Origin of the sequence: Pontibacter ramchanderi, assembly GCF_002846395.1 — a bacterium.
Taxonomy (GTDB): domain Bacteria; phylum Bacteroidota; class Bacteroidia; order Cytophagales; family Hymenobacteraceae; genus Pontibacter; species Pontibacter ramchanderi.
The window spans coordinates 852,714-868,474 of sequence record NZ_PJMU01000003.1; the positions used below are offsets into that span (position 1 = coordinate 852,714).

Genomic DNA, 15,761 nt, shown 5'->3' on the forward strand with positions numbered 1-15,761 from the left:
TGCAGAAGCGGCTGTCTTAGCAATACCTTAACCTGAGGCCTCCGGCCCTACCATAGCAGACACGAGCGTGAACGCTCGCGCATAGCACATGGCCCTGCTGCCCAAGCAAAACCTATACCTGAGCAAACTGATTGACCAAGCCTGTTAACCGTCGGATATCCTCCTCCGTGTGCGCACTGCTCAGAATGATTCGCGTGATCGGATCATCGGAAGGCGTTGGGTAGCGGAAGCTGGAGATGATCACGCCCTGCTCCTGCAGGTATGCTGCCAAGCGGTGCTCGCGCACCCCAAAAACCGGATACCTTTCAAAGTAACTGAATTGCCCGGGCCGCTCCAAATGTTGCAGAAAATAAGCGATGTTCGCGAAGAGCTTTTCGCGGGCTTCCTTGAACACGGCCTCGCATTGCAAAAAGGCATACAGGTAGGCAGGTATAGCCGGAGAAGCACCGCCGAAGTAATGGCTATGCCGCAATCTGTCGACCAGTTCTTTATCTCCCAGCACAACACCGGCAGGTATACCCAAAGCCTTACCCATGGAGCTGGCCACGACCAGTCGTAGGTTCGGCTGCAGACGGGCTTTCAGCTGTGCAAACACCCCATTGCCGTCTTCCCCGGTTACCCCGAAGCCATGCGAATCATCCACAATCAGCGTGATTTGTTTGTCTTTGGGCAAAGCACTGAGCCAACTGAAACCGTGGTTACGGGCTTTGAGCGGGTCGAGGGAGTTGCAGACCAGAATGATGTGCTCTTCCTCAGCATTTTTTACCTGCTGCAACATGGGCCCGACCCAGGCGTCGTAGTCACCGGTGGCTTCGTCGGCAGTGCTGCGCCAGAGGGCCGGGTGCGTGTTGGGTGCGTAGATAAAATGGCCGCTTCCCTGCAGGGTCTGCACCAGTGCCTGTCCCGCCAGGTAACCCGACGACATGGTAAAGGCCGCCTCGGCACCTGTATACCTGGCCAGGTACTCCTCCACCTCCTGGAACACACGCAATTGCAGGTTGGAGTTGCGGGAGCTGGAGTAGTTGGTGCCGTAGCGAGCCATGCCTTCCAGCACGCACTGCCTGAACGCCTCGTTCACAGGTATACCCAGGTAAGAGGTCCCGCTGAAAAACAGGAACTCCTCCCCGTCCACTACCAGGGTGCGGCCCGGCAACTGATCCGTGTATACTTTGTTGGCCATTAGGCGATCAGGGTCACGCCTGTGCCGTTTACGCTTTCGTTGTAGCTCACCTTGCCGTAGTCGATGGTGACGCCTTTAGCGATGTCTTTGCTCAGCAGCAGGGCGCCGTCCATGTCCACATAGTCAAGCATCGGCAGCAGTTGCGCGATAGCCGAGATGCCTACGCTGGACTCGGTCATGCAGCCAACCATCACTTTCATGCCCAGGCTCTTGGCTTCGGCGATCATGCGACGGGCAGGTGTCAGGCCACCGCATTTGGTGAGTTTGATGTTCACGCCATGGAACAGGCCGTGGCATTTGGCTACGTCACTTTCGGTGATGCAACTCTCGTCGGCGATCAGAGGCAGTTCGGAGCGCTTGTATACCTCTTTCATGCCTTCCAGGTCGTCGGCTTTCATCGGCTGTTCAATAAACTGCACACCCAGCTCCTTCAACTGTTTTGAGTTTTCGATCGTTTCTTCCACACCCCAGGCGCAATTGGCGTCCACACGGAAAATAGCATCCGTGTGCTTGCGCAGCTCCTTGATAATGGCCACGTCTTCTTTCGTCCCCAGCTTGATCTTGTATAGTGGCCACGGCATTTCCTGCAGCTTCTTCACCATGTTCTCGATGGAGTCGATGCCAATGGTATAGTTGGTGAGCGGCATGTTCTTTGCCTCCAATCCCCAGATTTTGTAGAGCGGCTGGCCTTTCATTTTACCAAACAGGTCATTGGCAGCCAGGTCAAGTGCGCAGAGAGCAAAAGGATGGTCCGCCAGTTGTGGCTGCATCTGCGCCCAGAATTCCTCCGGTGAAGTCAGCTCTGTCGACTCGATTTTCTCACGGATGTTCTCCAGCGCTTCGGTCATGCTCTCGATGGTGAAGCCATAGTAAGGATTGCTCGTCGCTTCGCCGTAGCCTTTGTGCTCGCCGTGCTGCAGTTCCACAATCATGGTTGGCTGCACATCGCGTGAGTCGTAGGAAATAGTGAAGGTATGCCGCAGCGGCAGATCGAAGGAGCGTATCGTTAGTTTCAACATGGTGTTGGTTAGTTTGTATGGTCAGGTATAGGTTAGGTTAATTGTTGATTGCTGGTTGTTGATTGTTTATTGCTGATTGTTTATAAATTATTGTCGTTACCCCTGCCCCCTTCAAAGGGCAGGGCCGTTAAGTTCTGCAAAAACTATCCCCTTGAGGGGATTATAGGGGTGTTAATTCGGTGCATAAATGCCAATTATACACTGATTTGTAATTCAACCGCAGCTGCAAACACCTCTCTGCGCTCCCCTCAAGGGGAGAATTCCCAAGATCTTAATTGCCCTACCTTTGAAGGGGGTAGTGGGATGATTATCATGCACTTAAGTATTCCTTAAATTCAGTGCTAATTGCAAATCCGAAATAGCTTTCAGTTTAATACTTCTCATGCACCTCAGTCATAATACGCTCCATGGCGCTTCTTATCTCTGACGACGATGTTTTAAAGTTATTATTCATAAAGCTGTACATCAAAAGCTTACCGCTTTTGGTCATAATGTAGCCGCTCTGGTTGTGTACGTGCGCCAGCGTGCCGGATTTACCGAAAACAAAAGGCACATCGGCTTTGTAAATGGTACGGAAAGTACCGGGTCTGCCGCCTACGGCCAGCATCGGCAAGAGCTTCTCTTTCGGCCGCTCGGCATGCATTTTCTGCAGAAGCGCGATGATGCTGCGTGGCGTGAACATATTCATCGACGAAAGGCCCGAGCCGTCGATCCAAACCGGTGCGTCCGGCAGGTCAGCCAAGTAATTTTGCACGGCGTACTTGATGGCCCGCTCAACCGAAAGCGTGTCTGAGAAAGTGCCGGAGCTTAGCATCATCAATTGTTCGGCCATCAAATTGTCGCTTACCTGCAGCATGCGCTTGAACACAGAATCAGCCGGCAGTCCGTAAAGCACCTGGCCACCGGCAGGTATAGGGCGCTTCACCATTTTAACCGGGCGTTTCAGCGTGTCGGCCAATAGCTGCACCGTCAGCTCAGGGGATGTGATAAAAGGCACTTCCTGCGAGAAGGCAATGGCAGCGCGCTTCGGGTTATAGGCAATGTCGTTGGATCGCCAGGCTCTGCGGAAGGTATCGCGATGCGCGTCTTTCGAAGTGTCTGGCTTCACGTGTTTAGTAAAGAAGGTTGGCGTTGTCGTGTAGGCCGTGGTGCTGTCCTTTTTGAACTTGATGATGTTGCCGTGGATCGGGAAAGGGCTGCGCTCCGGTTGGTAGTAGTAATTGTAATCGTCCCAGCCCCAGTTGGTGGCGAAGGGCGTGCTGGTCATGGGCGCCTCGACGTAGTAGAGCTTCTCCTTGCGGTTCTTCAGGAAATCGTAGGCAATGTTGTTCTGCAGGTCCATGTGCGTGAAGGTCGGATCGCCGGTGCCCCAGAAGATCAGCGAGTCACCTTTGGCCACATACTTGAGCGCCGGGATGGAGTCGCCCAGCATTTTGGAAGCCGCATAAAAGGTAAATAGCTTGGTATTAGATGCCGGCACGAAGTACTTGTCGGCATTGTGCTCCACCACCGCCTTGCCCAGTTCCGGGTCATACAACACAAAGCCCACAAAGCTTTTCTGCAAAGCCGCCACCTCCATCACCTGCCGTTGGATCTCTGCCGGTCCGTAAGGCGCAGGCGCTTCCGCCACAGGTTTGGCAGCGCTACAGCCAAGCATGAAAAGCAGGCCAAGGCAGGGTATAAGTTTTGATGTATAGCGGGTGAGAAGGGGTTTGGTCATAGTCAAGGATCGTCAGTTTAGTATACCAATTTACAAATACTTCTGATACAGGTTATAAAGAATCAGCTTCTCATCCTCCGTCAGCGGACTGTTTATGTCATTCTGGATAAAATGGATCTTGAAAGCCCTTACCGCAGCCTCCGGATTGCGCACATCATATCCAATAATGCGCAGGGCATCCATTGGGTTGAAGTTATCAGGCAGCGTATACTTCGGTACTGTCTCCAGCACGAGCAAAGGCGTCTGGTCTCCTTCGCCGCCTACTGCCACTTCGCGCAGCACCTGCTCTTTATCGAGTACGTCCTCATCATACCACAGTCCGAATCCATTGTCGGCAAGGGTTTTCCAGGGGAACAACGGACTGGGGTCTACTTTGCGCACCGGGGCAATGTCGGCGTGGCCAATGAAGTTCTCGGCAGGTATACCGTGCTCTTTTTTAAGCTTGCCCAGTACCGCAATCAGGCTGGCAATCATTTCCTCCGGGAAGGGTTCTGAGCCGTTGTTGTCGAGCTCTATACCTATCGAAGAAGAGTTGAGGTCGGTGTTGCTGCCCCACTTGCTGTTGCCGCCGTGCCAGGCCCGCATGTGGTCGTGTAACATCTGGTATACTTTGCCATCACGGCCGATCACGTAGTGCGAACTCACCTTGGTAGAGGGCATGGTGAAAGTCTTCAGGGTGTGCTCCGTCGAGTTCTGCGCAGTGTGGTGGATGATCACAAAGTTCGGTTTACGCAGGTTGAAGTTGGTGGTGCCCACCCAGTAATCGCCTTGCGGATAGGCATGCTCGCCAGTCGGGGCCGCAGGTATAGCACGCAGCGATTTGGCGTAGGCCTTGGCCTGTTTCTTATATGACTTGTTGGTAGCGGCGTAAGGGTTTGTGGCGCAACTGGCTAGCAAGCCGCAACCGAGTAGTAGTGTAAATGCTTGCGTAAAGATTCGTTTCATTATGTGCTTACTTGTTCAGTAAATATATTAAAATCAATTGTTTATGCTTGCAGGCTGGTTATACCTTGTTATGCCGCCAGTTTAGCGTTAGCGCAACTTGTTGTTGTGCATACGGCCAGTTTGCAACTGGCGTAGCGGCTTTTGCAGGTATAGCGACCTGCGTTGCTCTGTGGCTTCGCCTGTGCGGCGGGCACTCACTTTTTCCTTGATGAAAAAATCGAGGGCCCCCTACCCCACTCGCTGAACGCTCTCGACAGGGGGACCCCTTCACCCCCAACAGTGGAGCGTCGTAAAGTGCACCTGGGACAGCTATCTGTTTCATAGTTAAAGGGGCAAGAATGTCTTGTTATACCTGCCAGTGGTTCGTGACAGAAGCTACAATCCTTATACTATGTAATGGCAGCAGCCTAAAGCTCCCCTCCTGGGGGTAGGGGCCCTCCTGAAAGGAAAAGAAGGGGCAGGGGTGGTTCGACCCGGTATTCACTGAAATCCTGCTAATCCTCTAATCCTGAAAATCCTGATTCTGACAACAATCTAATCACCCAGCCACTCAATCACTCATTCACTAACTCACCCCGCACCGCTAGGTATAGCAGCCGCAACATCGTATATTTGTTACTGACCACTTACTTACTCGACGCCCCTAATATTGCTTTTATTTGCAGGAATTTAAAAAATTACCGCAAATAAAAATACTTATACCTGAAAACTGTTAAATTGCAGTATATCTGATATTAAATAAACCTATATCACCTTGAAACCATCCTATTTCCTCTCAATGGCCTTGGTTTTGCTGCTGAGTTTCGGCACAAACAACCTGCAAGGCCAGTCAAAAAAAGCAAAAACAGCGAAGGCCTCTACCCAAAAAGCCACCGCCGCTACCTATACCCCTGGTCGCGACGCGGACTTCCTGCAGTACATGAACAGCCGCTGGGTTGATTCTGTCATGAAGACGCTCACGCCTGAAGAGCGAATTGCTCAGCTGATCTCGATTCCGGTGTACTCCAACAAGAACCAGGCGCACATCGACTCGATCAGCAACATCGTGAAGACTTACAAAGTGGGTGGGATGATCTTCTTCCAGGGTGGTCCGGTGCGACAGGCTAAGATGACCAACCGCTACCAGCAAGAGAGCAAGGTGCCGCTGATGATCTCGATTGACGGCGAGTGGGGACTGGCCATGCGCCTCGACAGCACGGTTCGCTTCCCTTACCAGATGGCACTGGGTGGTATCGACAACGAATTGCTGATCTATGAGATGGGCGCTGAAATTGCCCGTCAGTGCAAGCGACTGGGTGTGCACGTGAACTTCGCCCCGACCGTGGACATCAACAACAACGCGAATAACCCGGTGATCGGCTTCCGTTCTTTCGGTGAAGACAAGTATAATGTGGCCAGCAAGTCACTGGCATACATGAAAGGCATGCAGGACAACCACGTGTTGGCCAGCGCCAAGCACTTCCCGGGCCACGGCGACACCAACGTGGACTCGCACTACGGTCTACCGCTGATCAACTTCTCCCGCATTCGCCTCGACTCTACCGAGCTGCACCCGTTCCGCAAGCTGATGGACAAAGGACTGGGCAGCGTAATGGTGGCGCATATGAACATCCCGGTGCTCGACAACACGCCGAACCTGGCCTCTACCCTCTCAAAGCCGATTGTAACTGACCTCCTCAAGAACGAGCTCAACTACAAAGGCATCGTGTTCACCGACGCCCTCAACATGCAGGGTGTCGCCAAGTTCTACCCGCCGGGGGTTGTAGATGTAAAGGCTCTGGTGGCTGGCAACGATGTTATGCTGAACACGATGGACGTGAAAACCACCATCGAAGAAGTAAAGAAAGCCATCGCCAACAAAGAGATCACACAGGCGGAGATTGACTTCCGCGTTCGCAAAGTGCTGGCTGCCAAGCAATGGGTGGGCCTCGACAAGTGGGAGCCGATCGAAACCAAAAACCTGATTGCCGACCTCAACAACCCGCATGCCCAGTACCTGAACCGCCAACTGACCGAGGCCTCGCTCACGCTGCTGCGCAACAAAAACCACATCCTGCCGATCCAGACGCTGGACACCCTGAAGGTAGCGGCACTGGCGATTGGCACGAAGAAGGAAACAGCTTTCCAGCGCGACCTGGCCCGCTATACTCAAGTGGATACATTCTTCCTGAAGCCCGCCAACTCTATTGAAGAGCTACAGGCCATGAAGGAGAAGCTGAAGGACTACAACCTGATCATTGCCGGGGTACACGCGCTGCAGCTAAAAGCCGGAAGCAGCAATTTCGGTATCACCGCCGAGATGAACCTGTTCCTGAAAGAGCTGATTCGCACCAAGAAAACCATCGTGAGCGTGTTTGGCAACGTGTATAGCCTCGCCGAAATGGAGAGCCTCGACAAAGCCGACGCCGTGATTGCCGCTTATCAGGAAAATGCCGTAACCCAGGACCTGGCTTCGCAGCTGATCTTTGGAGGTATAGGCGCCACCGGCAAACTGCCGGTTACAGTGAGCAACACCTTTAAGATAGGCGACGGCCTGTTGACCCACGGTGGCATGCGCCTGGCCTACTCTATGCCGGAGGCAGTTGGCATCAAATCGCAGGATCTGGCAGGTATCGACTCGCTTGTGCACCAGGCTATCCGCGAAGAAGCCGCTCCGGGTGCTCAGGTGCTGGTGGCCAAAGACGGCAAGGTGATTTACCACAAAGCCTTCGGGCACCATACCTATGACAAGGAGCAAGCCGTGCGCGTGGACGACCTCTACGACCTGGCTTCCGTGACCAAGATCAGCACCTCGATGGCCGCGCTGATGCGTTTGAAAGGCGAAGGCCGCTTTGATGAGAACCAAACGCTGGGTACTTACCTGCCGATGGCCGCCGGCACCAACAAAGCCGACCTCAACTACCGCGACATCCTCACGCACCAGGCCCGCCTGAAATCCTGGATCCCGTTCTGGAAAGAGACCGTGAAGGAAAACGGCAACTTCAAGTGGCGCACTTTCAAGGCAGATTCGTCGGCTCGCTTCCCGATCAAAGTGGCGGATAACCTGTACATCCATCGCAAGTACTCCGATAAGATCTACAAGGAGATCATGGAGTCGCCGTTGAACGAAAAGCCAGGTTACGTGTACAGCGACCTGTCCTTCATACTGGCACCGAAAGTGGTGGAGAACATCACCGGCGTGGGTTTTGAGACCTACCTCCAGAACATGATCTACAAGCCACTGGGCGCTACGACGCTCACGTTCAACCCATACAAGCATTACCCGGCTTCACGCGTTGTACCGACTGAGTTTGAGCCGCACTTCCGCAAGCAACTGCTGCACACCACTGTGCACGACGAAGGCGCAGCCATGCTGGGTGGTGTGAGCGGCCACGCGGGTCTGTTCGGCAACTCCAACGATGTGGCCAAACTGATGCAGCTATACCTGAACGACGGCGAGTACGCCAACAAGCGCTACTTTGCCGAGAACGTGGTGAAAGACTACAGCAAGTGCCAGTTCTGCGAGCAGGGCAACTACCGCGCCCTCGGCTTCGACCGTCCGGCCAAGCCAGGTGCGCAGAACAGCAACGCCGCTCCAAGCGCACCTGCTGAGAGCTTTGGTCACTCTGGTTTTACGGGCACCTATACCTGGGTAGATCCCGTAAACAACCTGGTATATGTGTTCCTGAGCAACCGCGTGAATCCGACCCGCGAAAACAACAAGCTCAGCAAGCTCAATACACGCACAGGTGTACTGCAGGTGGTGTACGACGCCATGGGCAAAAGCAACGAGAAACAGCCGACAGAGGCTTCTGCTCAATAAGCAACAAGGTACAGCCGTCCCGCACGAAACGGGACGGCTGTCTTTTTACAAACCCTTGCTTCATCGCTATACCTTAAAAACGCAATCCGATGACAAAACTCTCTACCGCACCTCCTCTGACTGACGCCGGCCTGCTGCGCCCCAGAACCTACGAGCGTTACCTCTCGCTTGACGTGCTCCGCGGCCTGACCATTGCGCTGATGATCGTGGTGAACAACCCGGGCAGTTGGGGCAGCATTTACGCGCCTTTCAAGCACGCCGCCTGGCACGGCTTCACGGTGACCGACCTGGTGTTCCCATCCTTCCTGTTTGTAGTGGGCAATGCCATGAGCTTCAGCATGCGCAAATTTGAGACGCAGCCCGACAGTGTGTTTCTGCGCAAAGTGTTCAAGCGCACGGTACTGATCTTCCTGATCGGCCTGTTCCTCAACTTATTCCCGTTTGTGATGCGCAATCCGGAGGGAGCTATCGTACTGAAAGACTTCACAGCAGTTCGTATTATGGGGGTGCTGCAGCGTATAGCGCTCTGTTATTTCATCGCCTCGCTGGCCGTGCATTACCTCAAGTTCAAAGGAGCCGCCATCTTCAGTGTGGTCGTGCTGCTGGGCTACTGGGCGGTCATGTACTTCTTTGGCGACGCGGCCGATCCGTATAGCGTGGCCGGCAATGCCGCCCGCAAATTCGACGACCTGATCATACCTGAAACCAACCTCTACAAAGGCTTCGGTATACCTTTCGATCCGGAAGGTTTGCTGAGCACGCTGCCCGCCACCGTGAACGTGATCGCTGGTTACTTTGCGGGGCTGTTCATTCAGAAAAGCGGCAACAACCTGCCTACTGTCTTCAAGCTGATGCTGGCAGGTGCTGTGCTGGTGGCCGGGGCTCTGGTGTGGGATCTTTATTTCCCGATCAACAAGCCGATCTGGACAAGCTCTTACGTGCTGCACTCCGTTGGCCTGAGCGTGATGCTGATTGCCGGACTGATGCTGGTGATCGAAGTGCTGGGCTTTGTGAAGTGGTCATACTTCTTCGAGGCGTTCGGCAAAAACCCCTTGTTCATCTTTGCCTTCGCCACGCTGGTGATCAAACTGCTCAACTTTATCCGCATCGGCGAGATGAGTCTGCAGAAGTGGCTTTATACAAAGCTATTCCTGAGCTGGACTGAGGGAGAAACTGCTTCGCTCTTGTTTGCACTGGCTTATATGTTGACCATGTGGGTGATCGGTTTCTGGATGGACAAGAAAAAGATCTATGTGAAGGTATAAAGGTATAGCCAGCCCGAACCTGAGAGCCTGTCCCGAATGCGGGGCAGGCTTTTTTTGTTTGAATCTGATCATGGCGCTCATGCCCCAACAAACGAAAATTTGCAAAACGCTGCTACAACTCCAATTCAGGTATAGATAGACAGAAAAGCCTCTTTACTGTGTTTACACACTAATTTCTGAATTAAATTCCGGGTAGCTGCTCACAACATATTTCCAGAAAATAATATATATTTGGCTTTTAGCTACCAAAAACAAACAGAATGCTTAAGGAGGAACGGCAGGCTTTTATCATAAAGCAGATTAACCTGCACAACAAAGTGCTTTCATCGGATTTGAGTTTAAAACTCAATGTGTCGGAAGATACGGTGAGAAGAGACCTTAACGAACTGGCCGAGAGCGGTCAGATACTGAAAGTACACGGTGGCGCTTTGTCCAAATCGTTCCATTACCCGTTCAGCCAGTCGGAGGTATACGCCAAGGAGTCGAAAAAGGAAGTTGCCCGCAAGGTGATCGACCTGTTGAAAGATGGCATGAGCATACTGGTAGGCGGCGGCACGACCATGATCGAAGTGGCCCGCATGATACCCGACACCCTGCGCTGCACTTTCTTTACCGTAAGCCCGCTGGTAGCCCTGGAGCTGGCCGAGCGCCCGAACATCAGCGTGATACTGCTGGGTGGTCAGCTTTCTAAAAACTCCCACATTATGATCGGGGCACAGGTAGTGAACCAACTTTCCGAAATCAAAGTGGACCTTTGCATTCTTGGCACCAACTCTCTCTCCATAGAAGACGGCCTCACCGATTCTGACTGGGAGGTAGTGCAGGTAAAAAAAGCCATGATCCGCTCTGCCAAGAAAACAGCCATCATGAGTATTGCCGAAAAACTCGGCTCTGACCAAAACATGAAGGTGTGCGACCTTAACTCGATTCATTACCTGATAACAGACCTGAAGCCGGAAGACGCCAGCCTGAGAGAATATGCGGCCGTTGTGGAGGTTGTTTAAAACCAGGCACCAAAAAGAGAGGTCCATCCCTGGCAGGGATGGACCTCTCTTTTTAACAAGAATCTGTTACAAACACTCGTCCAACAGGTATACGATCGAATCATAATTGCGGCCAACCGCCTCTGTCATGGCCATTTCGCAGGTCTTTGCTGAAGAGTAATACCCATCATAGTCGCGTTGTCTCACCTCAGCCGCCTCTGGTGCTGTGGCAGATGCCGTTAGCTCCGGCACCAGAAAGCCCCGGTCGCCGGCCATACCGCAGCAACCCGCGTGCATTGGCACGGTTACCTCTTCGGCCAGCTGCCTGGCTATACCTACAAAGCGCGCTTCAAGTCCCATTTTCTGCAAAGAGCAAACCGGGTGCAGCACCACGTCCGCCTTTTTGCGCAGCACGGTAGCCTTTGGCAGCACAAATTCAGCGATGTAGTCGATGCTGTCGATGATCTTTATGTTGTCGAACTTCTGCTTGTTCTCAGCGGTGAGCACCGGCCGGCAACTCTGTAAGGTATGGGTGCAGGAGGTGATGTCAAGCACGAGCGGCAGGCGCCCTTTGTCGGTCCACTGCCATACCTTCTCTATCGTTTCGTTGGCGGTGTATGCAAAGGCTTTGCTATAACCTTTGGAAGAGAAAATCTGTCCGCAGCAGGCCCCCTGCACATTCTCCGGGATCGTGAACTTCAGCCCTGCCTTATCCGACACACTCTTAAACACGTCGATGATGTTTTTCCTGCCGGACTCCGCGGCCCCCATGGTGCGGGAAATACAGGTCGGGAAGTAGACCACAGCTGCTTCCGCAACAGGTGCGGTGGCATTGGCCATTGCCTTGGTTATACCTGGTGCCGGCGCCAGCTGCTTGGTCCAGAGCGGGAACGACGGGATCATGTCCTTCACTTCTTCCGTGAGCCTGGAGAGCGTATTGGCTCCCAACAGCTTATTCACGCCGGCCCCGGCATGCAAACCAAATTTCACGGTCGCTGCAACAGGTCTGAAATTCTTGGCCACCATCAGCGCCACCTGGTTTGCCAGCTCGCTGTGGTTTTCGCGGCGGAGGCGCTTCACCAGGTCGCCGGTGTTGATATCTACTGGGCAGGCAGTGGCGCAAAGTCCGTCCACGGCGCAGGTATCCAGGCCATCGTACTGGTATTGGTTGAGGAGCTCTTTGTGCTCTTCTCGCTTGCCTTTGCGCTGCAGGTTGAGCAGTTCCCGGCGCACCACAATGCGCTGGCGTGGCGTAAGCGTGAGGTTACGACTCGGGCACTTGTGCTCACAAAAGCCACATTCCATGCAGCGGTCTACTTCCTCCTCCACCTTTGGCAGTTCTTTCAGGTTCTGGATGTGCGCGTTCTGGTCATGGTTGATGATTACGCCGGGGTTGAGCAGGTTCTCAGGATCTACCACCTGTTTCAATGTTTTCATGATCCGGTATACTTCCGGCCCCCACTCCGTCTCCACAAACGGCGCCATGTTACGGCCCGTTCCGTGCTCGGCTTTCAGGGCGCCTTCGTATTTCTTCACCACCAGCTTCACGACTTCTTTCAGGAAACGGTCGTAGCGGGCCACTTCATCCGGTGTATCAAAAGCCTGCGTGACTACAAAGTGGATGTTGCCGTCTTTGGCGTGGCCGAAGATTATGGCATTGTGGTAGGCATGTTTGCGGAAAAGCTCCTGAAGGTCCAGTATGGCGTCGCCGAGCTGGGCCACCGGCACGGCAATGTCCTCGAGCAGCACCGTGCTGCCGCTGGCCCGCACCGCTCCCACGGCCGGGAACATCCCTTTGCGCACTTTCCACAGGAAAGCCTGCTCGATTGGGTCAGTTGTAAACACCGGTTGCTCCAGCAGTGCCAGATCCGGGGCCAGGGCCATGAAGCTGAGAATCTTCTGCTGCACTTCTTCCGGTGTGTTTGCTTGGAACTCTACCAGCAAAGCAGCGGCTGTTTCCGGCAAAGTCTTGATCACAGCCGGTACGCCTGCCATGTGCTCGATCGAGCGCAGCGAGGCCCGATCCATCAGTTCCACTGCCTCGGCACCCGCTTCGGTGAGCGGCACAATGGCCTGGCAGGCGGCGTATATATCGGGGAAGTAAAGTAGCGCTGTCGATTTGGACGGGTAGTCCGGCACGGTTTGTAGCACGGCCTCGGCAATGAAGCCGAGCGTACCTTCTGCCCCGATCAGCAGATGCGCCATGATGTCGAGCGGGTGCTCGTAGTCGATGAAGGCGTTGACGGAGTAACCAACCGTGTTTTTGGTCTTATACTTGTGCCGGATCAGGTAGTGCAGTTCCGGGTTATTGCGCACCTGTTGCTTTATCTTCTGCAGGGTCAGGTATAGCTCAGGGCATTCCTCACTGAAACGCAGGTAGTCGATCTGCTTCTCAGTGGTATAGCTCAGGCCGTTGGGCAGCACAAACCGGATGTATTTCGTGGTATGGTAAGAGTTCTTGCTCACGCCGCAGCACATGCCGCTAGCATTGTTGGAGAGAATGCCGCCCATCATGGCCGAATTGATGCTGGCCGGATCCGGACCGATCTTACGCATATACGGCCGCAGGTGCGCGTTTACAATGGCGCCAATCACGCCGGGCTGCACCCGTACCTGGGCTCCCTCCAGCTCCACCAGCACCTTGTTCCAATACTGGCTCAAATCTACCAATATACCGTCGGTAATGGACTGCCCTGAAAGGCTGGTGCCGGCCGTGCGGAAGGTAAGCGGAACCTTGTGCTGATGTGAGAACGCGAACAACTGTTTGATTTCCTCCTCCGACACTGGCTGCACCACGGCCTTAGGCCTGAGGTAGTAAAAACCGGCGTCAGAAGCGTAGGACACGACATCGATCAGGCGTGCCCGAATGCGCGCTTTTGGCAAAATGCTCTCCAAAAGCAAGGCTATATTCATAGAAGGTATAAGCTTAATAAGTTGTCTGTTTTACTTTGGAGCCTCTTTCGGCCTCTTCCAGTGCGTCCATCAACTCGCCACCACCTGGCTTGCTCGTCGCCAGCAACATGATAAAGGTGATGGCGGCGTTAACCACGATCAGCTCAAAACCCATCGCATAGCCTGTCCAGCTCAGTGAGTTCGTGTCGAGGATATATGTCAGGATCGGGGATATGATGCAGATGTAAGGCACCAGTTTATCGGCTACAGCGCGTTTGTTGGCCATCCCGAAAGCGAACAGGCCCAGCAGCGGTCCATAGGTATAGCCGGCCGCCTTGAAGATGGCATTCACCACCGAGTCGTCGTTGATAATCTTGAACACAAGAATCACCAGCAGCATCACTACCGAGAAGCCAATGTGCACCAGGTGACGGGTGCGGATCAGTTTTACATCGTCGTGGTTGGCCTTTTTGGTGAAGTTCAGAAAGTCCACGCAGAAAGAAGTGGTCAGGGCGGTCAGCGCAGAGTCGGTGGTGGCGAAGGTAGCCGCTGTGAGGCCCAGCATGAAGATGATGGCCGGCACCATGGCCATATGGTTCAGGGCGATCTCCGGAAACAGGTGATCCGGGGTTGCCAGTGCCGCCACATCGATGCCATTGGCCTCGGCATACATGTACAGCAGCGCGCCCACGCTCAGGAAGAAGATGTTGATAGACACAAACACGGCCGTAAAAGAAAGCATGTTCTTCTGGGCTTCGCCAATGTTCTTGCAGCTCAGGTTCTTCTGCATCAGGTCCTGGTCCAGACCGGTCATGGCGATGGTCACGAAAATACCGCCGATGAAGTGCTTCAGGAAGTGGCTCTTGGTACCCAGGAAATCTTCCCAGAAGAACATCTTGGAGTAAGAACTGTTCTTCACCGCCTCAAAGGTCTGCACCACGTTCAAATCGAGGCTGTTGGCGATGAAGATGATGGAAAAGATAACAGACCCAATGATGAATACGGTCTGCAGGGTATCAGTGATGACGATCGTCTTCAGGCCGCCCTTGTGGGTATAGAGCCAGATCAGGACAAGGCAGATCGCCACAGTGGCCACAAAAGGCACATTCCAGGCATCGAAGATGAAGCGCTGCAGCACGATCGCCACCAGGTACAGGCGGAAAGCCGAGCCGATGGTACGCGACACAAGGAAGATCATGGCGCCTGTTTTATAGCTCCAGTAGCCAAACCGCTTCTCCAGGTAGGTATAGATCGAGATCAGGTTCATGCGGTAGTAGAGCGGCAGAAGCACAAAAGCGATCAGGATGAAACCGACCGTGTTACCGAGCACAAACTGGAAATAGCCGAAACTACTGTTAACCACCGCTCCCGGCACCGATATAAACGTCACACCCGAAAGTGCGGTACCGATCATTCCGAAGGCCACAAAGTACCACTTTGAGTTGCGGTTGGCGATAAAGAAACTGGAGTTGTCTGACGCACCCCGCGACGTGATGTAGGATATACCGATCAAGACAGCGAAATAGCCGATCAGGAAGGATAATAGAACGATTGGAGACATAATGAATATTAATTGACCTTTGTCGGAAGAAAGTGCATAAGCCCTGCGCCTATACCTCCTGCTACCGCATAGGTATGTAAGTTACTAAGTTTTGCCGACATGGTAGCCATGTTGGCGCATTTCAAGAGTTACTTCTGGTTGTCTAGTACCCTGTGCACGCATTTTGGAGCGCCCCAGCTTTCAGGTGGAATCTGGTTCTACTAATTTCCAGGTAAAGGCGCTGTTGCTGTAGATTGTGTTTTCCTATCCCGGGTCCAACTACCCTAAACCCCTCTTTGTCTTTTGTAGAGGCCCCCCACCCCCAAGCGGGGAGACTGCTACTGCCTTTTCAATGTAAAGGCACTGTAGTTCCAGCCACAAACCCTGCAAACCACTGCCACGCGTTGAAAGACTA

9 protein-coding genes are annotated in these 15,761 nt (G+C 53.6%); 3 read left to right on the top strand and 6 right to left on the bottom strand.

What is annotated here, in order from left to right:
• Positions 1-112 precede the first annotated feature (112 nt).
• From BD749_RS16330 to BD749_RS16345, 4 genes are all read right to left on the bottom strand, one after another.
• Positions 113-1,180, bottom strand: a complete 1,068-nt coding sequence (locus BD749_RS16330) for an aminotransferase class I/II-fold pyridoxal phosphate-dependent enzyme (protein ID WP_101446314.1) — start codon at positions 1,178-1,180, stop codon at positions 113-115.
• A complete protein-coding gene (locus tag BD749_RS16335) occupies positions 1,180-2,199 on the bottom strand; it encodes a dipeptide epimerase (RefSeq protein ID WP_180336431.1) in 1,020 nt (339 codons plus the stop codon). Before BD749_RS16335 ends, BD749_RS16330 begins: the two co-directional genes overlap by 1 nt.
• 370 nt (positions 2,200-2,569) lie before the next feature.
• Positions 2,570-3,919, bottom strand: coding sequence for a D-alanyl-D-alanine carboxypeptidase/D-alanyl-D-alanine-endopeptidase (locus BD749_RS16340; protein ID WP_101446316.1), 1,350 nt, complete (start codon positions 3,917-3,919; stop codon positions 2,570-2,572).
• 30 nt (positions 3,920-3,949) lie between these two features.
• Positions 3,950-4,864 (bottom strand): N-acetylmuramoyl-L-alanine amidase, encoded by a 915-nt coding sequence (locus tag BD749_RS16345; RefSeq protein ID WP_101446318.1) that lies wholly within the window; start codon positions 4,862-4,864, stop codon positions 3,950-3,952.
• Positions 4,865-5,618: 754 nt separating this feature from the next.
• On the opposite strand from BD749_RS16345, the gene BD749_RS16350 reads away from it, so the two are divergent.
• The 3 genes from BD749_RS16350 (at position 5,619) to BD749_RS16360 (ending at position 10,935) form a co-directional block, all read left to right on the top strand.
• Positions 5,619-8,666, top strand: coding sequence for a glycoside hydrolase family 3 N-terminal domain-containing protein (locus BD749_RS16350; protein WP_101446320.1), 3,048 nt, complete (start codon positions 5,619-5,621; stop codon positions 8,664-8,666).
• An 89-nt stretch (positions 8,667-8,755) separates the two neighbouring features.
• Positions 8,756-9,931 carry an acyltransferase family protein gene (locus BD749_RS16355; RefSeq protein WP_101446322.1) on the top strand — a complete coding sequence of 392 codons (1,176 nt, stop codon included), beginning with the start codon at positions 8,756-8,758 and terminating at the stop codon, positions 9,929-9,931.
• A gap of 260 nt (positions 9,932-10,191) precedes the next feature.
• Positions 10,192-10,935 (top strand): DeoR/GlpR family DNA-binding transcription regulator, encoded by a 744-nt coding sequence (locus BD749_RS16360; RefSeq protein WP_101446324.1) that lies wholly within the window; start codon positions 10,192-10,194, stop codon positions 10,933-10,935.
• 66 nt (positions 10,936-11,001) lie between these two features.
• Here the strand turns inward: BD749_RS16360 and BD749_RS16365 are convergent, their stop codons facing one another.
• Both BD749_RS16365 and BD749_RS16370 read right to left on the bottom strand, forming a co-directional pair.
• Positions 11,002-13,827 (bottom strand): FAD-binding and (Fe-S)-binding domain-containing protein, encoded by a 2,826-nt coding sequence (locus tag BD749_RS16365; protein WP_101446326.1) that lies wholly within the window; start codon positions 13,825-13,827, stop codon positions 11,002-11,004.
• A 13-nt stretch (positions 13,828-13,840) separates the two neighbouring features.
• Positions 13,841-15,367 (bottom strand): sodium:solute symporter, encoded by a 1,527-nt coding sequence (locus BD749_RS16370; RefSeq protein WP_101446327.1) that lies wholly within the window; start codon positions 15,365-15,367, stop codon positions 13,841-13,843.
• Positions 15,368-15,761 lie beyond the last annotated feature (394 nt).

What these genes read in the sequence shown, in the direction of transcription:
- BD749_RS16330 (WP_101446314.1), bottom strand. Translation starts at nt 1,180, where the DNA reads ATGGCCAACAAAGTATACACGGATCAGTTGCCGGGCCGCACCCTGGTA.
- BD749_RS16335 (WP_180336431.1), bottom strand. Translation starts at nt 2,199, where the DNA reads ATGTTGAAACTAACGATACGCTCCTTCGATCTGCCGCTGCGGCATACC.
- BD749_RS16340 (WP_101446316.1), bottom strand. Translation starts at nt 3,919, where the DNA reads ATGACCAAACCCCTTCTCACCCGCTATACATCAAAACTTATACCCTGC.
- BD749_RS16345 (WP_101446318.1), bottom strand. Translation starts at nt 4,864, where the DNA reads ATGAAACGAATCTTTACGCAAGCATTTACACTACTACTCGGTTGCGGC.
- BD749_RS16355 (WP_101446322.1), top strand. Translation starts at nt 8,756, where the DNA reads ATGACAAAACTCTCTACCGCACCTCCTCTGACTGACGCCGGCCTGCTG.
- BD749_RS16360 (WP_101446324.1), top strand. Translation starts at nt 10,192, where the DNA reads ATGCTTAAGGAGGAACGGCAGGCTTTTATCATAAAGCAGATTAACCTG.
- BD749_RS16365 (WP_101446326.1), bottom strand. Translation starts at nt 13,827, where the DNA reads ATGAATATAGCCTTGCTTTTGGAGAGCATTTTGCCAAAAGCGCGCATT.
- BD749_RS16370 (WP_101446327.1), bottom strand. Translation starts at nt 15,367, where the DNA reads ATGTCTCCAATCGTTCTATTATCCTTCCTGATCGGCTATTTCGCTGTC.